Annotated in this window: 22 protein-coding genes; 8 read left to right on the plus strand and 14 right to left on the minus strand. The window is 71.0% G+C overall.

The window, feature by feature from the left end; genetic code table 11:
• Positions 1 to 22 precede the first annotated feature (22 nt).
• Positions 23 to 958 (plus strand): DUF368 domain-containing protein, encoded by a 936-nt coding sequence (locus ENC19_RS09190; RefSeq protein WP_166458182.1) that lies wholly within the window; start codon positions 23 to 25, stop codon positions 956 to 958.
• 50 nt (positions 959 to 1,008) lie between these two features.
• On the opposite strand, the gene ENC19_RS09195 is transcribed toward ENC19_RS09190, so the two are convergent.
• From ENC19_RS09195 to clpB, 9 genes are all read right to left on the minus strand, one after another.
• On the minus strand, positions 1,009 to 1,386 hold the full coding sequence (locus ENC19_RS09195) for an ArsR/SmtB family transcription factor (RefSeq protein ID WP_007073957.1): 378 nt from the start codon (positions 1,384 to 1,386) through the stop codon (positions 1,009 to 1,011).
• A 57-nt stretch (positions 1,387 to 1,443) separates the two neighbouring features.
• Complete coding sequence (pyrE, locus tag ENC19_RS09200) at positions 1,444 to 1,974, minus strand: orotate phosphoribosyltransferase (protein ID WP_164446710.1); 531 nt, start codon at positions 1,972 to 1,974, stop codon at positions 1,444 to 1,446.
• 168 nt (positions 1,975 to 2,142) lie between these two features.
• On the minus strand, positions 2,143 to 2,958 hold the full coding sequence (locus ENC19_RS09205; protein ID WP_164446711.1) for an SDR family NAD(P)-dependent oxidoreductase: 816 nt from the start codon (positions 2,956 to 2,958) through the stop codon (positions 2,143 to 2,145).
• The gene (locus ENC19_RS09210) at positions 2,958 to 3,668 is read right to left on the minus strand and encodes a hypothetical protein (protein WP_164446713.1); all 711 of its coding nucleotides are present in this window, start codon (positions 3,666 to 3,668) and stop codon (positions 2,958 to 2,960) included. Before ENC19_RS09210 ends, ENC19_RS09205 begins: the two co-directional genes overlap by 1 nt.
• A 146-nt stretch (positions 3,669 to 3,814) precedes the next feature.
• Positions 3,815 to 4,630, minus strand: a complete 816-nt coding sequence (locus ENC19_RS09215; protein WP_164446714.1) for a hypothetical protein — start codon at positions 4,628 to 4,630, stop codon at positions 3,815 to 3,817.
• A 129-nt stretch (positions 4,631 to 4,759) separates the two neighbouring features.
• Positions 4,760 to 5,362, minus strand: coding sequence for a DUF4178 domain-containing protein (locus tag ENC19_RS09220; RefSeq protein ID WP_164446715.1), 603 nt, complete (start codon positions 5,360 to 5,362; stop codon positions 4,760 to 4,762).
• Positions 5,363 to 5,434: 72 nt separating this feature from the next.
• Positions 5,435 to 6,454: a hypothetical protein gene (locus ENC19_RS09225; protein ID WP_164446716.1), complete on the minus strand. Its 1,020-nt coding sequence runs from the start codon at positions 6,452 to 6,454 to the stop codon at positions 5,435 to 5,437.
• Between the two features lie 70 nt (positions 6,455 to 6,524).
• Complete coding sequence (locus tag ENC19_RS09230; protein ID WP_164446717.1) at positions 6,525 to 6,905, minus strand: hypothetical protein; 381 nt, start codon at positions 6,903 to 6,905, stop codon at positions 6,525 to 6,527.
• A 62-nt stretch (positions 6,906 to 6,967) separates the two neighbouring features.
• Positions 6,968 to 9,559 carry an ATP-dependent chaperone ClpB gene (clpB, locus tag ENC19_RS09235; protein ID WP_164446718.1) on the minus strand — a complete coding sequence of 864 codons (2,592 nt, stop codon included), beginning with the start codon at positions 9,557 to 9,559 and terminating at the stop codon, positions 6,968 to 6,970.
• 472 nt (positions 9,560 to 10,031) lie between these two features.
• Here clpB and ENC19_RS09240 point away from each other — a divergent pair, with 472 nt between their 5' ends.
• The 6 genes from ENC19_RS09240 to ENC19_RS09265 all read left to right on the plus strand — a co-directional run bounded on the left by ENC19_RS09240 (position 10,032) and on the right by ENC19_RS09265 (position 14,135).
• Positions 10,032 to 10,505 carry a hypothetical protein gene (locus ENC19_RS09240; RefSeq protein ID WP_164446719.1) on the plus strand — a complete coding sequence of 158 codons (474 nt, stop codon included), beginning with the start codon at positions 10,032 to 10,034 and terminating at the stop codon, positions 10,503 to 10,505.
• 55 nt (positions 10,506 to 10,560) lie between these two features.
• Positions 10,561 to 11,208, plus strand: coding sequence for a hypothetical protein (locus ENC19_RS09245; RefSeq protein ID WP_164446720.1), 648 nt, complete (start codon positions 10,561 to 10,563; stop codon positions 11,206 to 11,208).
• Positions 11,165 to 11,737, plus strand: coding sequence for a hypothetical protein (locus ENC19_RS09250; protein ID WP_164446721.1), 573 nt, complete (start codon positions 11,165 to 11,167; stop codon positions 11,735 to 11,737). Before ENC19_RS09245 ends, ENC19_RS09250 begins: the two co-directional genes overlap by 44 nt.
• An 80-nt stretch (positions 11,738 to 11,817) precedes the next feature.
• Positions 11,818 to 12,318, plus strand: coding sequence for a cation:proton antiporter regulatory subunit (locus tag ENC19_RS09255; protein WP_164446722.1), 501 nt, complete (start codon positions 11,818 to 11,820; stop codon positions 12,316 to 12,318).
• A gap of 7 nt (positions 12,319 to 12,325) precedes the next feature.
• Positions 12,326 to 13,537, plus strand: a complete 1,212-nt coding sequence (locus ENC19_RS09260) for a cation:proton antiporter (protein ID WP_164446723.1) — start codon at positions 12,326 to 12,328, stop codon at positions 13,535 to 13,537.
• 169 nt (positions 13,538 to 13,706) lie between these two features.
• On the plus strand, positions 13,707 to 14,135 hold the full coding sequence (locus tag ENC19_RS09265) for a hypothetical protein (RefSeq protein WP_164446724.1): 429 nt from the start codon (positions 13,707 to 13,709) through the stop codon (positions 14,133 to 14,135).
• A gap of 56 nt (positions 14,136 to 14,191) precedes the next feature.
• Here the strand turns inward: ENC19_RS09265 and ENC19_RS09270 are convergent, their stop codons facing one another.
• The 5 genes from ENC19_RS09270 to dnaK all read right to left on the minus strand — a co-directional run bounded on the left by ENC19_RS09270 (position 14,192) and on the right by dnaK (position 19,010).
• Positions 14,192 to 14,419 carry a hypothetical protein gene (locus ENC19_RS09270; protein WP_208020834.1) on the minus strand — a complete coding sequence of 76 codons (228 nt, stop codon included), beginning with the start codon at positions 14,417 to 14,419 and terminating at the stop codon, positions 14,192 to 14,194.
• 181 nt (positions 14,420 to 14,600) lie between these two features.
• A complete protein-coding gene (locus tag ENC19_RS09275) occupies positions 14,601 to 15,038 on the minus strand; it encodes a heat shock protein transcriptional repressor HspR (RefSeq protein WP_164446726.1) in 438 nt (145 codons plus the stop codon).
• A 28-nt stretch (positions 15,039 to 15,066) separates the two neighbouring features.
• A complete protein-coding gene (gene dnaJ / locus ENC19_RS09280) occupies positions 15,067 to 16,239 on the minus strand; it encodes a molecular chaperone DnaJ (RefSeq protein WP_164446727.1) in 1,173 nt (390 codons plus the stop codon).
• A gap of 85 nt (positions 16,240 to 16,324) precedes the next feature.
• On the minus strand, positions 16,325 to 17,086 hold the full coding sequence (grpE, locus tag ENC19_RS09285; protein WP_164446728.1) for a nucleotide exchange factor GrpE: 762 nt from the start codon (positions 17,084 to 17,086) through the stop codon (positions 16,325 to 16,327).
• 46 nt (positions 17,087 to 17,132) lie between these two features.
• Positions 17,133 to 19,010 carry a molecular chaperone DnaK gene (gene dnaK, locus ENC19_RS09290; protein WP_164446729.1) on the minus strand — a complete coding sequence of 626 codons (1,878 nt, stop codon included), beginning with the start codon at positions 19,008 to 19,010 and terminating at the stop codon, positions 17,133 to 17,135.
• A gap of 220 nt (positions 19,011 to 19,230) precedes the next feature.
• On the opposite strand from dnaK, the gene ENC19_RS09295 reads away from it, so the two are divergent.
• Positions 19,231 to 20,961, plus strand: a 1,731-nt coding sequence (locus ENC19_RS09295; RefSeq protein ID WP_164446730.1) for a GTPase domain-containing protein, incomplete at its 3' end; no start/stop codon positions are given.

Genomic DNA, 20,961 nt, shown 5'->3' on the forward strand with positions numbered 1-20,961 from the left:
CGATTCACGGAACGGAATCTTCATGGCATTGGGCGAACGGGTAGGCCATGTCCTGCGCGGCGCGGCCATCGGCGTGGCCGAGGCCGTGCCAGGGGTCAGCGGCGGGACGATCGCGCTGGTGACCGGCGTCTACGAGCGGGTCATCGCATCCGCCGGGCATCTGGTGAACACGGTGCGGTACGCGGTGACCGACGTCCCGCGCGGGCGCGGGTGGACGCGGGCGGGGCACCAGCTACGGCAGGTGCACTGGGAGGTGGTCATCCCACTGCTGATCGGCATGCTGCCCGGCCTGCTGATCGCGGCGAAGCTGCTCGAACCGCTGCTGGTCGACCATCCGGAGCAGACCCGGGGACTCTTCCTCGGGCTGGTCCTCGCCTCGGTGCTGGTGCCGATCTCGATGGTCGGCAAGCCGTGGCGGGGGCCGGAGGTGGTTGCGCTGATCGTCGCCGGGGTGGCGGCGTTCGTGTTGACCGGACTGCCGCAGGCCACCATCGAACCGCACCCGTTGGTAGTGCTGGTCGCGGCGGCGGTCGCGGTCTGCGCCCTGGTGCTGCCCGGGGTCTCCGGGTCTTTCCTGCTGCTCACCATCGGCCTGTACGAGCCGACGATCAGCGCCGTCAACGACCGCGACTTCGGCTACCTGGCGATCTTCGCCACGGGGATGGTCATCGGTCTGGCGCTCTTCGTCAAGCTGCTCCAGTGGCTGCTTGAGCAGCACCGCCGGATGACCCTGGCGGTGATGGCCGGCGTCATCCTGGGCAGTCTGCGCGCGCTGTGGCCGTGGCAGTCCGAGGACCGGGCCCTGCACGCGCCGGGCGACCACGTGCCGTCCATTGTGGCGCTGTTCCTGATCGGCGTCGCCGTGGTCACGGCAATGATCATCGCCGAGCGTCGCCGGCTACGCCGGGCCGCCCGGGATCTCACCGAGGAGACGTACGAGACGCCGCACGTCCGCTGAAACCACCGCTTGGTGGCTGCCCGGATGGGCCGCCACCAAGCGGTTCCGGTTCAGCGAGCCTTTTTGGTGGCCCGCTTGCGCGGCGGGGTCAGCAGGTCGGCGATCGTGGCGATCGCGGTCGGGACCAACCGGTAGTAGGCCCACACACCGCGCTTCTCCCGTTCGAGCAAGCCGGCCTCGGTGAGGATTCGGAGGTGGTGGCTGACCGTCGGCTGGGAGAGGCCGAGCGGCGCGGTGAGGTCACACACGCACGCTTCACCCTCGGGTGCCGACTGGATCAGGCTGAGCAGCCGCAGCCGGGCGGGGTCGGCAAGGGCCTTGAGGACCCCCGCCAGCCGCTCGGCGTCGGCGCGTTCGATCGGCTCGCCAGCAAGCGGCGAGATCTGAGGCATAGTCATTTCGGCCAACGCAGTTCCCACGTATTCCATCCTTCCACCAGCAGCATCGATCCGCCTGCATATCAGCAGATCCGAATCGGCAGACTTTTACGCCACAAGGCCGAGGTCAGCCAACGTATAGGCCGCCCGATAGGGCAATCCGGCGGCTCGCACCGCGTCGCCGGCACCACGATCAACGATAACCGCCACCCCCACGACCTCGGCCCCGGCCTCGCGAAGGGCCTCGACGGCGGTCAGCACACTTCCCCCGGTGGTGGAGGTGTCCTCCACCGCCAGCACCCGACGGCCGGCGACGTCGGGCCCCTCGATCCGACGTTGCAGCCCGTGCGCCTTGCCTGCCTTGCGGACCACGAACGCGTCCAACGGACGCCCGGCGGCGTGCAGCATCGCGAAGGCGATCGGATCGGCGCCCAGGGTCAGACCGCCCACCGCGTCGTACGACCAGTCGGCGGTCAGCTCTCGCATCACCCGTCCCACCAACGGTGCCGCCCGGTTATGCAGCGTGACGCGACGCAGATCGACATACCAGTCGGCCTCCCGCCCGGAGGAGAGCACCACCCGGCCATGGACCACAGCCAGGTCGGAGATGAATTTGCGCAGGTCGTCGTGGTCCTCCATGGCGATAGAGGGTACTGCGCAAGTCTGTGGGCCGCGGGTGCGGGCCACGTCGGTCAACCCATCCGGTGGACCGATGAGTGGCGATGTCCGGTTACCCTACGTCGATCATCACGGCGGATCGAGTCATGTCTTCCTCTCCGCTGGACGGCCGACCGCCCAGGCCACCGGTCAGCCGCGGTCTCGGCCGATGCGGCCTCGGGTGTCCCGGGAGACGATCTCGAGCAGCCGACGCGGAGCGTGCCGCAGGCCCGCCACGGCGAGCTTGTACTTCCACGACGGAACGCTCACCAACTTGCCTTTGTGCAGGTCACGGAGGGCCTCGTCGACCACGTCGGTGGCTTGGAGCCACATCCATCCGGGGGTTTTCGACATGTCGATGCCGGCTCGCTTGTGGAATTCGGTGCGGGTGTAGCCCGGGCAGAGCGCCATCACCCGTACGCCGAAGGGGCGGGCGGACTGTCCGACGGACTCGCTGAAGTTGGTGACCCACGCCTTGCTGGCCGAGTACGTGGATCCGGGCATTACCGCGCCGAAACCCGCGACGGAAGAGACATTTATCACTGCGCCGCTGCGCCGTTCGGTCATCGTGGCCAGCGCGGCGAGAGTCAGCCGCAGGACCGCGTGCACGTTCAGCCGCAGCAGCCGGGTCTCGTCCTGAACAGACGACCGGAGGAACGGCTTGTTGAGGCTGATGCCGGCGTTGTTGACAAGCAGCTCGACGGGTGGCCCATCGGCCAGCCGTCGCTCGACAAGGGCGCAGCCGTCGTCGGTGGACAGGTCAGCGGTGATGGTCTCGGTCTCCACGCCGTTCCGTCCGGTCAACTCGGCGGCCTGGGCCGCCAGCCGGGCGCCGTCCCGGGCGACCAGCACGAGGTGCCATCCGTCGGCGGCGAGGCGGGTGGCGAACGCCGCCCCGATACCCGCCGTCGCCCCGGTGATCAACGCCCATCGTTCGGTCGTCGGTTCGGGCGTCACGGGCGTCATCACCTCGGCGGGTACGGGGGCGACGGCGGCGCCCCGGGCGGCGGGTAGGGCTGGTATGGCGGTGCCGGCGGCTGATAGGGGTGCGGCGCCGGTGGGTGGCTGAACGGTGGGGTGGGCGGCTGGTGCGGAGCCGCGGGCTGCTGGGGTGCCGGCCGACGCCGGAACCAGGCGTTGGCCGCAGGCAGTGCCAGCAGCACGGCTACCACAAGGTAACCGAGCACCTGGGCGATCGAAAGGGTGGCGGTGAGCGGAATCCACCAGGACGGGTGGGCGTCCGGCACCAGAGCGAGCAGCTCGGCGGTCGCCCGGTCGTCACCGAGATCCAGGGGCGTCGCGCGTTGCACGATCAGCGTGGCCAGCCCACCACACCCACAGCACATGCCCAGCCCGGCGACCACCCAGGTCACCACCCGAGCGGCCGGCAGGCGGGCGGCCAGGCCCAGCGCGAGACCGACGAGGAGCAGGCCGGCGAGGATGCTCAGCACCGCCGACACCACGACCGAGGCCCGCACCAGCGCCACCACCGCGTCGACCTGAGCGGGGTCGGCGTCGGTCTCGGCCGTCGCGCGGAACCGCTCCACCGTGCCGCTGACCGTCGCCAGCCCGGTTGCCGCGAACGCGAGCGCGCCGAGCGCCATCACCACAAGCGTCACCGCCGCCAGCACGACCACCGCCGGCCGGCGGGCCGGTGCCTGTTCGGGGTACGACACGACAAGTCCCTCCGGTAGGCGTTCGGAAGCAACCTACTCGGAGGGACCCGTCGCGGTCGTGCCGTACGCGGGTGTCGACGTCACGGGGCGTGCCGAGTTTCAGGCGACGGCCGCCCAGGGACGCCGGCACCCGCGCCGAGCCAGGGTCAGCCGGGGCGATCGGTGGGCGGCTGCGTGCCGGGCTGCTCCGGACCGTCGGCCGGCGGGGTCTGCCCGCTCGGGTCTCCGGCCGCTGGCTGGCCGCCGGCGGCCGGCGGATAGCCGGGGTCGGCCGGCTGCTGCGAGGTGGCCGGGTAACCCGGCTCGGCCGGCGCGGTGCCCGGGTAACCGGGGGCCGGCGGGTAGCCGGGCTGGCTCGGGTACGCACCGCCGGGCGTCGGCGGCTCCCACTGCTGGGTCGGCTTGCGGAAGAACTCGTTCGCCTTCGGCAGTGCCAGCAGGATCAGCGCCACCAGCAACGAGATCAGGCTGATCACATCGAGCAGGATGGTGACCGGGGTGGTCCAGCTCGGCAACGCGTCTTCCAGCCGACGCTGGATCTCCTCACCGCTGGGCATGTCACCGCTGGTGTCGCCGGGCGTGCCCATGCTGCCGGCGAACCCGCTCAGCTGGCCGAACCCGGTGCAGCAGAAGAGGATGCCACCGACGATCCAGGTGGCGATCCGGGCGCCGTTCTTGCCGCGCAGGTTCAGCAGCCCCAGGCCGAACAGCGCGAACGCCGCCACCAGCAGGAAGATGGCGGTGCCGACACTGACGAGGACCACGATGTCGGCGACGTTCTGCGCCCCCTCGACGGTGGAGTCGCGGTAGGCGTCCTCCATCACGTCGCGGACGGTGCCGATGGTGGTCAGCGAGATGACCACGCCGATCAGTTGGCAGATCGCGAACAGCAACAGCAGGTAGGTGGATATCGTCACCACGCCCGGTCGCGACCGGGCCGGGGTGTTCTGAGGATCGACCATCTTTCTCCCTTCCTGGAACGCGCTTCACCGTATCGGCAACGGGCCATTCCGGCACGACGCGACGCCGAGCGGTGGGCGCGTCACCGGCCAGCCGGTCGGTGGGGATCGATCAGACGGCCGTTGCCCCGCTCAGGAGCCGCTCTGCGGGTGGACGGTCACCCCGTCGCCGTCCAGCCGTTCACCACGGGCCATCTCCCAGCCCGCCTCGCCGTACGCCTCGAAGGTGAGCCGTGCCCCGCCGGGGGCCCGGTAGTCGTGGTAGCGCATGGTGCCGCTCGGCGTCAGTCCGATGGATCCGGATGCGGTGTACCGGGCCTGACCTGACTCGTGCCAGCTGTAGCTCCGCCCGCCGGACTCCACCACCGGCGCCCCCGGCGTGACGGTCGCGTCACGCGGCGCCGACTCCCAGAGCACCAGTTCGAACGCGGGGCTCTCGGCGACCGAGAGCCGGCGCCGACCACCGTGCTCGTCCAGGTCGTCGAGGAGGTGCTCGGCCCACCTCCACTCGCCTTCCACCAGGCGGATCGAGCCCCGCACGGCGTAGGTGGCGTCACCGATCTCGACGATGTCCCCGACCTCGATCCGCCTCGGGTCACGTCGCTGCCCGCCCCCGGACCGCGGCTGCGGCCGACGGTCCGCCGCCGACCGGCCACGCCACCAGCGCAGCGCGAACCCGGCGACGACCAGCCCGACCAGGCAGCCGGCCACCAGGTACGTCGTCGTCCCGTCCACCGGTCACCTCCCGAGACAGTTCGGCGGAGACGTCGACCATGATCCGGGCAGCTGCCGCCCGCCGCCACCCGGCTACCGGTCGGCCTGATCCACCCCGCCGGAACCCGCACTCCCGTGCTCACCACCGCCGGGGGCGGTCGGCCCGTCCGACAAGGGTGGATCAGCCGGCGTCGGTGGAGTCTCCGGACCGGTAGGCGGGGCCGCCTGGGGCGGGAGGTGCCCGGCCGGATCCGGGCCGGGCACGGTGTACCCGGGCACCGCATACCCCGCATCAGGGGCGCCATACCAGGGCGGCGACGGATAGGCCGGCGGATATCCGGCCTGCGGTGGGTGACCGGACGGCGCGGGATAGCCGGGGTGGCTCATGGGCACGGGGTAGCCGACCAGGTAGGCGTTCGGTATGTCGCGCCCGGGCAGCGGCCAGGCCGTCGCGGGGTCGGTGCGGGGCACGAACCAGCGGTGCGCCGGCGGCAGCGCCAGCAGCAGTACCACCGCCGCCGTGAGCAGGAACACCAGCAGCACACCGAGACCCGTTAACGGGAGAAACACCTCGAACGCGTTCGGCTGGTCGTACAGGGCCTCGATGAAGTTCGACTCCTGCCAGAATTCGTCGTCCGGCGGCGGAACCTCCTCCGGATACGTCTCGTCGACGTACGGCCCGTCGGTCAGTGCGAACGCCAGACCGAACGGGATCAGGAACGCGCCGGCACAGCCCTGGACGACGCAGAGCAGCAGTTGGAGGCCGCCGGCCACGAAGACCATCACCCGGGCGGTGTTGCTGCCCCTAAGCACCCAGCCTGACGTGAGCCCCAACCACAGCGCCAGCAGCAGGGCCGGCACACCGAACACCGTCGCCATCATGACGGTGTTCCAGCGTTCCGCGCGTACCTCGTCCGGGTCGGCGTCGGGCACCTGCCGCAGTGCCTTGTCGATCGCGTCGTTCCAGTCGACCGCCGCCAGCACCAGCAGAGTGACGAGGCCGAGCAGGATCAGCACGGTGGCGAGTTGCAGCCAGAAAGCCACGGTGACGGTACCGGGGCGCGGCGGCCGGGGCGGGGGTACGGCTGCCGACGGTTCGGCGGTCGCGGTCATGTCGCGGACGGTACGGACCGTTGGCAAGTCCCCGGCAGCTCCGTTCGGGTGAATCCGAGCGGCGGTCGGATCAGGTGGTGCCGAGTCGCTCGACGGCGTACGCGCCCACGGTGGTGCTTCCCATCACGCAGCCGGTCATGGTGCTCAGCTCCGCGGCGTCTCCGCGCAACGCCGTCCAGGCCGCCCGCCCGGCCGCCGGGTCGAGCCGCTCCAGCAGGGTGGCGGCGTACACGCGACCCGCGGGCGCGCCGCCGGTGAGCAGTCGGTCGAGCAGGTCGCGTACCTCCTCCGGTTGGTCGGTCACGGCCGCCGCGACGCGCTGGTACGCCTCGGTCTCGGGCAGCAACGTGCCCGCGATCCCGACCCGACCGAACGCCAACGTGTTGGCGTGACCGAGTTCCGCGACGGCTCTCGCCAGCTCCGACTCCTTCTTGCGGCGCATCCCGAACATCTCTCCATCCTCGCCCCGGAAGCCCGCCTCCGCTCGTCGGAGGCGGGCCCGGCGCGACAGGTTCAGCTGGACGTGACCGACAGACCGTCCTTGCTGTCCCGCAGGTCGACCCGCACCGTGTCGCCGTCGCGGACCTCGCCGGCGAGCAGCGCCCTGGCGAGTTGGTCGCCGATCGCCGACTGGACCAGCCGGCGAAGCGGGCGGGCACCGTAGATCGGGTCGTACCCGTGCTCGGCGAGCCACCCACGCGCGTCCTCGGTGACGTCCAACGTCAACCGGCGGTCCGCGAGACGTCGACTCAGCCGCGCCAGTTGGATGTCCACGATGGCCCGCAGGTCGTCACCGTGCAGGGCGGCGAAGACCACGATGTCGTCGAGCCGGTTGAGAAACTCCGGCTTGAAGTGCGACCGGACCGTGGCCAGGACGCCCTCGCGGCGCTGCTCCTCAGCCAGCGTCAGATCACTGATGACCGCCGAACCCAGGTTCGAGGTGAGGATCAGGATGGCGTTGCGGAAGTCGACCGTACGCCCCTGGCCGTCGGTGAGCCGGCCGTCGTCGAGCACCTGGAGCAGGATGTCGAAGACGTCCGGGTGAGCCTTTTCCACCTCGTCCAGCAGGATCACCGAGTACGGCCGGCGGCGAACCGCCTCGGTGAGCTGGCCGCCCTCCTCGTAGCCGACGTAGCCGGGCGGTGCGCCGACCAGGCGGGCCACCGAGTGCTTCTCGCCGTACTCGCTCATGTCGATGCGGACCATCGCCCGCTCGTCGTCGAAGAGGAACTCGGCGAGCGCCTTGGCCAGCTCGGTCTTGCCGACACCGGTCGGGCCCAGGAAGAGGAAGCTGCCGGTCGGGCGGTCCGGGTCGGCGACTCCGGCCCGCGCGCGTCGGACGGCGTCCGAGACCGCCGCGACCGCCTCGGACTGGCCGACCACGCGCCCGCGCAGCGACTCCTCCATCCGCAGCAGCTTGGCGGTCTCACCCTCCAGCAGCCGGCCGGCGGGGATGCCGGTCCAGGAGGCGACCACGGCGGCGATGTCGTCCGCGCCGACCTCCTCCTTGAGCATCGCGCCGGCGGACTGCAGCCGAGCCAGCTCCTCCTCGGCGGTGGCCAGCTCGGCCTGGAGCGCCGGGATCCGGCCGTACCGCAGCTCGGCGGCGCGTTCCAGCTCGCCGTCACGCTCGGCCCGTTCCGCCTCGCCGCCGAGCCGCTCCAGCTCCTCCTTGGCGGTGGAGAGCTTGGTGATGTGGCTCTTCTCCAGCTGCCACCGCTCGGACAGGGCGGTGAGCTGCTCCCGCTTGTCGGCCAGCTCCTTACGTAGCCGCTCCAGGCGCTCGGCGGAGGCGGCGTCCGGCTCCTTGGCCAGCGCCATCTCCTCGATCTCCAGCCGACGCACCGCGCGCTCGATCTCGTCCACCTCGACCGGCCGGGAGTCGATCTCCATCCGGAGTCGGGACGCCGACTCGTCGACCAGGTCGATCGCCTTGTCGGGCAGGAACCGGTCGGTGATGTACCGGTCGGAGAGGGCGGCGGCGGCAACCAGCGCGGCGTCGGTGATGCGTACGCCGTGGTGCACCTCGTAGCGCTCCTTGAGCCCGCGCAGGATGCCGATGGTGTCCTCGACGGTGGGCTCACCGACCAGCACGGGCTGGAAGCGGCGCTCCAGGGCCGGGTCCTTCTCGATGTGCTCGCGGTACTCGTCGAGTGTGGTCGCGCCGACCATGCGCAGCTCACCGCGGGCCAGCATCGGCTTGAGCATGTTGCCGGCGTCCATCGAGCCCTCGCCCTTGCCGGCGCCAACGACGGTGTGCAACTCGTCGAGGAAGGTGATGACCTGCCCGTCGGAGTTCTTGATCTCCTCCAGGACGGACTTCAACCGCTCCTCGAACTGGCCCCGGTACGACGCACCGGCGACCATCGCGCCGAGATCGAGCGAGACCAGCTTCTTGTCGCGCAGCGACTCGGGCACGTCGCCGGCGACGATCCGCTGGGCCAGGCCCTCGACGATGGCGGTCTTGCCCACGCCGGGCTCGCCGATCAGCACCGGGTTGTTCTTGGTACGCCGGGACAGCACCTGGATCACCCGACGGATCTCGGAGTCCCGCCCGATCACCGGGTCGATCTTGCCGTCCCGGGCGCTGGCGGTCAGGTCCACGCCGTACTTGGTCAGCGCCTGGTAGGTCTGCTCCGGGTCCGCAGTGGTCACCCGACGATCACCGCCGCGTACCGTCGGGAAGGCGGCGACCAGGCTCTCCTCGGTGGCACCGGCGGCCTTGAGCGCGGCGGACACGGCCCCGCCGACCCGGGCCAGCCCGGCGAGCAGGTGCTCGGTGGAGGTGTATTCGTCGCCCAGGGGGCGGGCAATCTGCTCGGCGGCACCGATGGCGTTGACGAACTCGCGGGCCAACGTCGGCTCGGCGATGCTGGACCCGCGTGCGGCGGGCAGCCCGTCGACGGAGCGCTGGGTGGCGCGGCGCAGCTCGGCCGGGTCGGCCCCGACGGCGCGCAGCAGGCCGGCGGCGGTCGAGCCCTCGGTGTCCAGCAGCGACAGCAGCAGGTGCCACGGTTCGACGGTGGCGTGCCCCCGCTGGTTCGCCAGGGCGACGGCGCCGGTGATGGTCTCGCGGCTCTTGGTGGTGAGGCGTTCGGTGTTCATGGGCTCCCCTGGATCGGTGTGTCCACTGGTACCGACAGAACCAGAGTTGAGTCTATTCCACTCAACCCAAGCGGTGTGAGCTGTGTCACTAGTTGCCGGACGCCAAGTACCAGGTCCGGGTCGGCCCCGCAACACGCTCGAAATACCTCGCCGGACCGAAACGGAGATCCACCGTCACACCGCGTCAACATCATGGCGGCCCGCCCGCGCCGGGAGAGCGCCGCCGAATTCACCCGACCGCCGACATTCGCGGAGGCCAGCCACCGATGATCGTGCGGCGATACCGCAGCACCCCACGAATGGCAAGGCCCCTTTACGGAGGGTTCCCACCAGCTGATTACGGGTGTGTTTTGTCACCCCGGCGAGGGGTTCCCACCCAGATCCGATTGTTGAAGCTTGGGAATAGACCTCAACCACTCCCGAAAGGACGGGGCACATGCGCGTGACGACGCGAGTCGCGAGTGTTTTCGCGATGGCGGTGGTAACCGTGGCCGGAACGGCCAACGCCGCGCACGCCGCGGAGAAGGACGAGTCGACCGCCCTCACGGCACGGGGCCAGGCCGCGTACCAGCAACAGGGGCGTACCCTCGCCGCCGCCGGTGACTGCGGCGTACGGGTCGACCTGCCACACGCGTCCTACACCACCGACAACCAGATCCACACCAGGGTCGAGTCCTTCTGCCAGGGCAACACGATCGCCAACAACACGATCACCGGCAAGAGTTACCGTTCCCGCTGGTACGGCTGGGAACACATGAAGACCAAGACGACCGGTCCGAAAACTGCTTGGCGTGTTCGGGTGACCGTTGACGTCAATTGCGACAACGGCTCCTGGCACCGGTGGCGGACCGAAGGATTCGGCAGTGGGATTCTCAACGGACAGCCGGTGAGCGCCGCGGCCTACGAAGAGAACGACGACGAGATTCAGTGTGGTTCCAACAACTGATTCCCGACCGGGAACGTATCCGTGGCGCGGGGCCGTCATCGCGTGTGCCAGCGCGGTGACGGCCGCCGTCATGGTGCTCGGCGCGACGGGCTGCGGTCCGGCGCCCGGGCAGAGCGACGGGCCGACCGGCGGCACCCGCCAGGACGGCGACACCCCCTACCTGTCCGACGCGCTGCTCACCGCTCCGCTGGAGCCGCCGGCACTGAGCCTCGTCGCCGGGGCACGACGAGAGCCACTACGAAGAATCATGGTGGACTGGTCGGCTCGTGGCGGTCCGGTCACCGGCCCGCCACGACACGTCGACTGGCCCGCGGCCCGGCTCACCGGGACGACCCGACGAGTGACCATGGAGTTCGGGACAGCACAGTTGCCGTCCCGCGTGGTCCTCTACCGCTATCCCGGCACGGGAGCCGACGGGATCCCGGACGAGGACGCCGGCACCGAGACGATCTGCGGCTACTCGACCCCGGCCGCGTCCTGCTCGCGCACCGGTGGCGGTGACCGGCCGGCCCAGGTAGATGTGGCCCTCGACGTCGAAGCGGGCGGGTACTGGGTCGTGCACGCTGCCTGGCCCGTACTCGTTGGTCGCAGTTCCACCGAGCAGGTGCCCGTCGTGTCGGCATCATGGGTGGTCAGAGTCGACCAGATGGAGGGACGGCATGCAGATCAACGTGACGAGGTGGCTGTCCCTGGTGACCCGTGACGCGGTGGCGTCGGCGACCGCGAGCGTCGGCACGACCGGGCCGGACGGCACCGTCCAGCACCTGTCCGAGCACCGGCTGGCCGCTCCCGGCCTGCTGCGCTGGTCGTACACCGTCAGGGACGCCGACGGCGAGGTGCACCGCCGCTGCGACGGCCGGCACCTGGTGCAGGTGAGCGGCGACGGCGAGCAGCTCAGCTCCCCGGTGCCGGAGGAGGACTCGCGGGACGACCCCCGGTACTTCTACTCGTGGCCGGCGGTCGTGGACGCCTGGTTGGTGGAGTTGCTCCGCCCGGTGGACCTGCTGTCCCGGGTCGTGGTGTCGGCGGTGACCGAGCCGGACGCCACCGGCCTGGTCCACATCGACGCCAGCCCGCTGGGTAACGAACCGTCGCCGTACAACGGCTTCGCCCTGCCGGACCGTCGGAGGCTGCGGATCGTCCTCGACCCCGAGCGGGGCTGCCTGGTCGCGGTGACCGTGAGCCGCGTTGACCGGCCCCCGCTGACCTGCCGGCTCACCGAGTTCGGCTGAGCCGTCAGGCGGCCGTCGCGCGTGTCGTACCCGCTGCGCCGGCTCCGTACGTCCGGCGGCGTGCCGGTAGCGTTGCCGGGGTGCGAGTACGTGTCGAACAGACTGCCTTACCGGGGATCGGTGTCCGCCACGAACTGGTGACGGAGTCCGGCCGTCGCCTGGGCGTGGTCTCCCATCGCAGTGGCCGCCGGGACCTTGTCCTGTACGACCCGGACGACCCGGACGCCAGCGCGGCGGACATCCCGCTCACCGATGACGAGGCGGAGGCGCTGGCCGACATCCTCGGCGCGTCGCTCATGCTCGGCCAACTCTCCGGGCTACGCGAGCAGGCCGCCGGGCTGCTCACCGAGCAGATCGCCATTCCGGCCTCCTCGCTGTACGTCAACCGGCCGTTGGGGGACACCAAGGCCCGGACCCGCACCGGCGCCTCGATCGTGGCCGTGCTGCGCAACGGCGAGGTGAACGTCTCGCCGGCTCCATCGTTCCGGTTCGCCGCGGGCGACGTGGTGGTCGTCGTCGGGACCCGTCACGGCCTCGACGCCGTGACGGCCATCCTCGCCGACGGCGATCCGGACGGCTGAGGCGCGGATGCACGAGACCACGACCCTGCTTGTCGAAGTCGGCGCCCTGCTGTTCCTGCTCGGTCTGCTCGGGCGGCTCAGCCGCCGGATCGGCCTGTCACCGATCCCGCTGTACCTGCTCGCCGGACTCGCCTTCGGCCACGGCGGCATCGTGGAACTCAACGCCAGCGAGGAATTCTTCGCCGTCGGCGCGGAAATCGGCGTGATCCTGCTGCTGGTGATGCTCGGCCTGGAGTACTCGGCCACCGAACTAGTCGGCAACCTGCGGGCGTCCGCGCCCGCCGGGCTGATCGACGCGCTGCTCAACGCCTTGCCGGGGGCGGCCTTCGCGCTGCTGCTCGGTTGGGGCTGGGTGTCCGCGGTGGTGCTCGCCGGGATCACCTGGATCTCGTCCTCGGGGGTGATCGCCAAGATCCTCGCCGACCTGGGCCGGCTCGGTAACCGAGAGACACCCGTGGTCCTCTCGGTGCTGGTGATCGAGGATCTGGCGATGGCGTTCTACCTGCCCCTGGTGACCGCCCTGCTGGCCGGCGTGGGTGTGGCGAAGGGCGGCGTCGGCCTGGGTATCGCGGTGGTGACCGTCATCGCGGTCCTTGTGGTCGCCGTCCGGTACGGCAAGCAGATCTCCAGACTCATGTCGGCCGACGACGCCGAGGCGCTGCTGCTCGGTGTGCTCGGGCTGACCCTCCTGGTGGCCGGCATCGCGGCGAAGCTCCAGGTCTCGGCGGCGGTCGGCGCGTTCCTGGTCGGCATCGCGCTGTCCGGCCCGGTCGCCCACCACGCCACCGAACTGCTCACTCCGCTGCGGGACCTGTTCGCCGCCGTGTTCTTCGTCTTCTTCGGCCTGGTCACCGACCCTCGGGGCATCCCGCCGGTGCTGCTGCCGGCGCTGCTGCTCGCCTTCGTGACGATGGGCACGAAGACGTTGACCGGCTACCTGGCGGCCCGGCGGGCCGGGATCGCCGAGCCGGGACGCTGGCGGGCCGGGTTGGCACTCGTGCCCCGGGGCGAGTTCTCCATCGTCATCGCCGGGCTGGCGGTGGCCGCCGGCGGCGTCGATCCGCAGTTGGCGGCGCTCGCCACGGCGTATGTACTGATCACGGTGGTGACCGGGCCGATGCTTGCCCGGTTGCCGGATCTGGGCTGGTTCAAGCAGTGGCTGCGGGCGCGGGCCCGGGCCCAACGGGCGCGACCGGCACCGGTGGCCGACCGGGCGTGACCGCTCACCGGCCGGTGAGACCGTCCGGACGGCCCCCGTCGACCAACAGATGCCGAATTGCTTCCCGCAGGGTCTACCGGTACTCACCGGTACCGCGTTAACGTGTCGCCCCAGCAGCCAGGTTCCCGGTGGGCGCACGTCCCCGCGGGCGGAAGCGGAAGGTTGGCCGGTGAGCGTGCAGGAGTCAGCGTTCCACGGCTTCGCCAACCCCGTCGATCCGAGCCCGGCGGAGTTGCGAGCGTGGGCCTACCAACCCGACTCGGTCCCGTTGACGTCGATGCCGCCGGACTGGGACCTGCTGGTCTCCGGTGACCGGCTGGTGACGACGCTGTTCGATCTCGCCATGGACACCCGCTGTCCGGCGCGTCGGTTCGCGCTGCACTGCCTCTACATCTACGCCGCCGACGGGATCCGGACGAACTTCCGGGCACACCCGAAGCGTCGCTTCCGGAAGCTCGTCGACCAGGCCGAGCGCAACGGCGACGAGTTGATGCGTACCTGGGCGCACAACAGCCGGGTACTGCTAACCCGGCCGGAGCTCTTCGTGTACCGGGAGTGGTGCGAGGGTGGGCTGGTCCGGGAGAATCGCCGACTCTGAACGTGCCGAACGGGCCGGGACCCCCCGTGGCTCCCGGCCCGCACGTCGGCGGATCGTCAGCGCGACCCGCCCCGCTCACGACGGTGCTGGTCACTGCGCACCTGGCCGGCACCACGACCGACCCGGCCGCGTTCCGTGGCGCCCCGGTCGACGGATCTGTCCGCCTTGCTCTGGCCGGAGAGACGTCCCTTGGTGATCCGGTCGAACCGGTGCTGGACGCTCTCAGCCAGGTCGTCGAGGCGTTGCTCCGTCTGCTCGGCCACCTTCCTCGCCGCTTCCGTCATGGCTCCCCCCGCCAGATCGGAGTCCGGATTGAGTTGGTTTAGACGTTATTTCTGAAGGCTAGTCGGGACAACCCGTCCGGCGCTCGGGTTTGCGGAAATACCAGCAGCGCAGGGTCGGCGGACACGCGGAAAGGGTGTGGCTCCGCCAGGCGGAGCCACACCCTTTCGGCGATGGCGGGCGTCAGCGCCCGGGGCTGCGTCGGGGACGCCAGACCACCAGGGCGGTCGAGGTCTGGTTGGTGGGTACGAGATCGCGGCCGGGGAAGCGGGCCAACGACTCCAGCTCGGCCATCCGGCGGTACGCGGCGTCGAGCTCGGCCTCCAGCTGGGCGACCCGCTGCTGCGCCTGCTCCAGCAGTCGCTCCAGCCCGATGATCCGCTTGATCCCGGCGAGGTTGACGCCGTCGTCCTGGCTGAGCCGCTGCACCTCGCGCAGCAGCACCACGTCCCGGACGCTGTACCGCCGACCACCACCGGCCGCCCGGCCGGCCTGCACCAGGCCGAGCCGGTCGTACTGGCGCAGCGTCTGCGGGTGCATCCCCGCCATCCGCGCCGCGACCGAGATCATCAGCACCTTGGCCTCGTATGCCGGGTCATCCGAGCCGACGAACCCGTCCATCCCGTTCACCTCCGCACCGCTTCACCGATCAACCGAACCGACGCACCCGCGCGTCGAGATGTTCCCGGGCCGCCGGCGGGGTCTGCTCGGCGAACGTCTCCAGAGCGGCCCGTGCCTCGTCCGAGATCCCCGCCGGCACCACCACGTCGAGGGTGACCAACAGGTCACCGGCCTGGCCGTCCCGGCGGCTGACACCCTTGCCCCGGGCACGCAGGATGCGACCGCTCGGCGTACCCGGCGGCACCCGCAGGGTCACCGGACCGTCGAGCGTCGGTACCCGCAGATCGGTGCCGAGGACGGCCTCCGCGAACGTGATCGGCACGGTGAGCGTGAGGTCGTCGCCGGTGCGCCCGAACACCTCGTCCGGCCGGACCTTCACGTGCACGAACAGATCACCCGCCGGGCCGCCGCGCTCACCCGGCTCACCCCGGCCGGCCAGCCTGATCCGCTGGCCGTCGGCCACCCCGGCGGGAAAGCGGACGTTGAGCGTACGGGTCTTGGTGACCCCGCCGGTGCCCTGGCACTCCGGACACTTCTCGTCCACCACCGTGCCCACGCCCTGACAGTTGCGGCAGGGCTCGGAGAAGCTGAACGCGCCCTGGTTCCGGTTGGTGACCCCGGCGCCGTGGCAGACCGGGCAGGTGCGTGGCACGGTGCCGGGCTTGGCACCGTTGCCGTGGCAGGTGTCGCAGACACCGGGCGCCCGCAACGTCAGCGGCAGGGTCACGCCGCGTACCGCGTGGTCGAAGTCGAGCGCCACTTCGGTCTCGATGTCCCGGCCCCGGGCCGGACCGGGCGCGCCCGCACCCCCGCCGCCGGAGAAGATCGAGCTGAACAGGTCGGAGATGTTGCCACCGGCGAACCGGCCGCCACCTGCCTGCGCGCCACCGAACAGGTCGGAGACGTCGAACGGCACGCCGCCCGGCTGGCCGCCCTGCCGGGCACCACGCCGGAACGCGCCCGAACCAAACAACGAGCGCATCTCGTCGTACTCGCGGCGCTTGGCGTCGTCACCGAGCACCGCGTACGCCTCGGACACCGCCTTGAAACGCTCCTCGGCCTTGGCGTCACCGGGGTTGTGGTCCGGGTGCGACTCGCGGGCCAGCTTGCGGTACGCCTTCTTGATCTCATCAGCCGGCGCGGCCTTCGCCACGCCCAGGACCGCGTAGTAGTCCTTCTCGATCCAGTCCTTCGAACTCACCCGTACACCTCCTCCCCACCGCCGGGCCCGGTCCGCCCCGCCCGCCGGGTCTCGGCGGGCGGGGCGGCCAGGTCACCGTCGCGCACTATTCCGGGTCGGCGACCGCGACCAGCGCGGGCCGCAGCAGTCGCTCACCGACCTGATAGCCCCGACGCATCACCTGTACGCAGGTCGGCTCGGTGACGTCGGCCGAGGTCTGGTGGGCCACCGCCTCGTGCCGCGTCGGGTCGAACGGGTCGCCCTGCTCACCGAACGGGGTCAGCCCGAACTTGCCGAGCGCGGTGACGAGCTGCTCGGCCACTGAACCGAAGGGGCCGACCAGGTCGCCGTGCTCCCGAGCGCGGTCGAGATCGTCCAGGATCGGCAGCAGCGCGGCGAGCACGGACCCGGTCGCCTGCTCGGTCACCAGGCCACGGTCGCGCTCGACCCGCTTGCGGTAGTTGGCGTACTCGGCCGACACCCGCTGCACGTCGCGGGTGCGTTCGTCCAGCTCGGCGCGGAGCGCCTCCAGCTCGGCACCCAGCCCGCCGGCGGCCGGCTCGGACGGCTCCCCGACCGGCTGTGCCGGCGCGTCCACGACCGGTGGCCCCTCGGTGGACGCGTCGCTCAGTGCGCTCGCCTCGACCTCGATCGAGTCGACCACGACCTCGGCCTCTTCGACCAGACCCTCCGCCGGCACGTCCGGCCCAGCGTCGGCGGCCGTGCCGTCCGGTTCACGGATTTCACTGATCTTGCGGTTGTTGCGGATGACGACCCGCGGCGCGTCGCCGGTGGCCGGCTCGGACGCCGAGCCACCCGGCGCCGACCCGGTATCACCCGGGTCGGCGGCTCGTGGCTTCTCCGTCATACGACTACCTCATCCCTCTGCCCGTGCGCTCGGGTGGCCAGGACCGTCACTTCTTGTCCTCGTCCACGATCTCCGCGTCGACCACGTCGTCCGCACCGGGCCGCGCGCCACCGGCCTGCGCGCCACCGGCCGCACCGGCACCGTCGGCCGGACCGTCGCCGGCCTCGCCACCCGGCTGGGCCTGCTCGGCCTGCTGGGCGTAGAGCAGCGAGCCCGCCTCCTGGGAGACCTGCGCGAGCCGCTCGTGCGCCGACTTGATCTTCTCGATGTCACTGCCACCGAGAGCGCCACGCAGCTCGCCGAGGGCCTCGTTGAGCTTCTCGCGGTTCTCGGCGGGGAGCTTGTCACCGTTCTCGGCGAGGAACTTCTCGGTCTGCCACTGCAGAGCCTCGGCCACGTTGCGGGTCTCGGCCTCCTCGCGGCGGCGCTTGTCCTCCTCCGCGTGCTCCTCGGCGTCCCGGCGCATCCGCTCGATGTCGTCCTTCGGCAGCGACGAGCCGCCGGTGATCGTCATCTTCTGTTCCTTGCCGGTGCCCAGGTCCTTGGCGTGGACGTTGACGATGCCGTTGGCGTCGATGTCGAAGGTGACCTCGATCTGCGGCACGCCGCGCGGGGCCGGCGGGAGGCCGGTCAGCTCGAAGGTGCCGAGCTTCTTGTTGTACGCGGCGATCTCACGCTCGCCCTGGAAGACCTGGATCAGCACCGACGGCTGGTTGTCGTCGGCGGTGGTGAACACCTCGGAACGCTTGGTCGGGATGGTGGTGTTGCGCTCGATGAGCTTGGTGAAGATGCCACCCTTGGTCTCGATGCCCAGGCTCAGCGGCGTCACGTCGAGCAGCAGGACGTCCTTGACCTCGCCCTTGAGCACGCCGGCCTGCAGGGCAGCGCCCACCGCCACGACCTCGTCCGGGTTGACGCCCTTGTTCGGCTCCTTGCCGGTGAGCTGCTTGACCAGGTCGGTCACCGCGGGCATCCGGGTCGAGCCACCGACGAGGATCACGTGGTCGACGTCGGAGACCTTGATCCCGGCGTCCTTCACGGCCTGCTCGAACGGGCCCTTGCAGCGGTCCAGCAGGTCCTGCGTCATCCGCTGGAACTCGGCCCGGCTGAGGGTCACGTCCAGGTGCAGCGGACCGGCCGCCCCGGCGGTGATGTACGGCAGGTTGATGTTGGTGGTGGTGGCGGCGGACAGCTCGATCTTGGCCTTCTCGGCGGCCTCCTTGAGCCGCTGCATCGCCATCTTGTCCTGCGACAGGTCGATGCCGTGCTCGCCCCGGAAGGTCTTCACCAGGTGATCCATGATCCGCTGGTCCCAGTCGTCGCCACCGAGGAGGTTGTCACCGCTGGTCGACTTGACCTCGATGACGCCCTCGGCCAACTCCAGCAGCGACACGTCGAAGGTGCCGCCACCGAGGTCGAAGACCAGGACGGTCTGCTCCTTGGAGCCCTTGTCCAGCCCGTACGCCAGGGCTGCCGCGGTCGGCTCGTTCACGATCCGCAGCACGTTGAAGCCGGCGATCTCACCGGCCTCCTTGGTGGCCTGACGCTGGCCGTCGTTGAAGTAGGCCGGGACGGTGATCACCGCGTCGGTGATCTGCTCGCCCAGGTAGGCCTCGGCGTCCCGCTTGAGCTTCATCAGCGTCCGGGCCGAGATCTCCTGCGGGGTGTACTTCTTGCCGTCGATGTCGACGGACCAGTTGGTGCCGATCTCCCGCTTGACCGAGCGGATCGTCCGGTCCGGGTTCGTCACCGCCTGGCGCTTGGCGACCTCACCGACGAGCACCTCGCCGTTACGGGCGAACGCGACGATCGACGGGGTCGTCCGCGAGCCCTCAGCGTTGGCGATGACGGTGGGCTCACCGCCCTCCAGAACGCTGACGCAGGAGTTCGTCGTGCCGAGGTCGATACCGACCGCACGTGCCATCTTCGCTTCCTCGCTTCGTTACGTTGAGCAGGTGACGGGCCCTCCCGTCCCGCTGCGCGGCACCTGCCGTCCGCAGCGACCCCACCTCAAGTTGAGTGAACTTGACTCAATAGTGCCACGCCCTCGGAAATCGTCAAGTCAAGGTTGAGTCGGATCGACGCAACCCACCAGTCCTACCGACCGGTTGTCTTACCTTGTGTCGGTCGGGCACGCTTTAGCGGTGACGACGCACGGCGATTCCGCCTCACCGTCCGGCGCGCCCGCCGTCGCAGCCCGCACCGGGTCCACCGGCGCCGGCGAGGACCGGCCCGCGCCCACCGGGGACGACACTCTGCCAGACGCCCTGACCAGCCTGCGCGCCGCGATCGGGGCGGCCCGGTTCCCGCTGGCCCTGCCCTCGGCCGAGCTGGCCGCACGCACCGTCGCCGCCCTCGCCGACCAGCTCGACGACTACCTGCTGCCCCGCCTGGCCCGCCTCGACGCACCGCTGCTCGTGGTGGTCGGCGGATCCACCGGTGCCGGCAAGTCGACCCTGGTCAACAGCCTGGTGCAGGCCCGGGTCAGCGCGGCCGGCGTGCTGCGACCCACCACCCGGTCGCCGGTACTGGTCTGCAACCCGGCCGACTCGGCCTGGTTCCGCCGGGGCGAGCTGCTGCCCGGGCTGACCCGCACCAACCAGCCCGGCGACGATCCCCGCACCCTGCACCTGGTCACCGCCCCGGCGCTACCCCCGGGGCTGGCGTTCCTGGACGCCCCCGACATCGACTCGGTGGTCGACGCCAACCGGGCCCTGGCCAGCCAGCTGCTCGCCGCCGCCGACCTCTGGCTCTTCGTCACCACCGCCGCCCGGTACGCCGACGCCGTCCCCTGGGAGCTGCTGCACAACGCCCGGGCCAGGGGTGCGGTCCTCGCCCTGGTGCTCAACCGGGTGCCCGCGGAGGCGACCGACGAGGTGGCCGCCCACCTCGCCGAGATGCTCGCCGAGCAGGGCCTCGACGCCGCGCCGCTGTTCGTGCTCCCGGAGACCTGGATCGACGGGCAGGGGCTGCTACCGGGCCGCAGCACCGCACCGCTGGCCGACTGGTTCGCCCGGCTCGCCGCCGACGCGGAGGCCCGTGCGGCGGTGGTCCGGCAGACCCTCGGCGGCGCGCTGGCCCTGCTGCAACCCACCGTCGAGAGCCTGGCCCTCGCCGTCGACGAGCAGGTCACCGCCGCCGACGCGCTGGACGACCGGGTACGCGCGGCGTACCGGGCCGCGCACCGGACCGTCGAGCAGGGGCTGCGCGACGGTCGACTGCTCCGTGGCGAGGTGCTCGCCCGTTGGCAGGAGTTCGTCGGCACCAGCGACCTCTTCCGCACCCTCGAGGCGCGGATCGGCCGGCTACGGGACCGTGTCATGGCGTCCTTCTCCCGCCGTCCGGCCCCCGCCGTCGAGCTGCGCGACGCGATCGAGTCGCAACTGGTCACCCTGCTGCGCGGGGTGGCCGCCGAGGCGGCCGAGCACGCGTACACCGGTTGGAAGGCGCACCCGGCCGGCGCGGCCCTGCTCGAACCCGACCTGGCGCACCACGCCGCCGACCTGCCGCAGCGCGCCGAGCGGCTGGTGCGCGACTGGCAGCGCGGCGTGCTGGAGCTGGTCCGGGCCGAAGGTGGCGACCGACGCTTCGTGGCCCGGACGGCGGCGTACGCGGTAAACGCCACCGGACTGGCCGTGATGATCGCTGTCTTCGCCTCCACCGCCTTCATCCCGACCGGGCTGGAGGTCGCCACCGGGGCCGGCACCACCCTCGCCGGTCAGGCGGTGCTTCAGGCGATCTTCGGCGACCAGGCCGTCCGTACGCTGGCCAGAAAGGCCCGCGAGGACCTGCTGGAGCGGGTGACGGTGCTGCTGGACGACGAGGCCACCCGCTATCTCACCCGGACCCGGCAGACCCGACCGGCGGCCCGGACC

Origin of the sequence: Verrucosispora sioxanthis, from assembly GCF_010560025.1 — a bacterium.
Classification (GTDB): Bacteria; Actinomycetota; Actinomycetes; order Mycobacteriales; family Micromonosporaceae; genus Micromonospora; species Micromonospora palythoicola.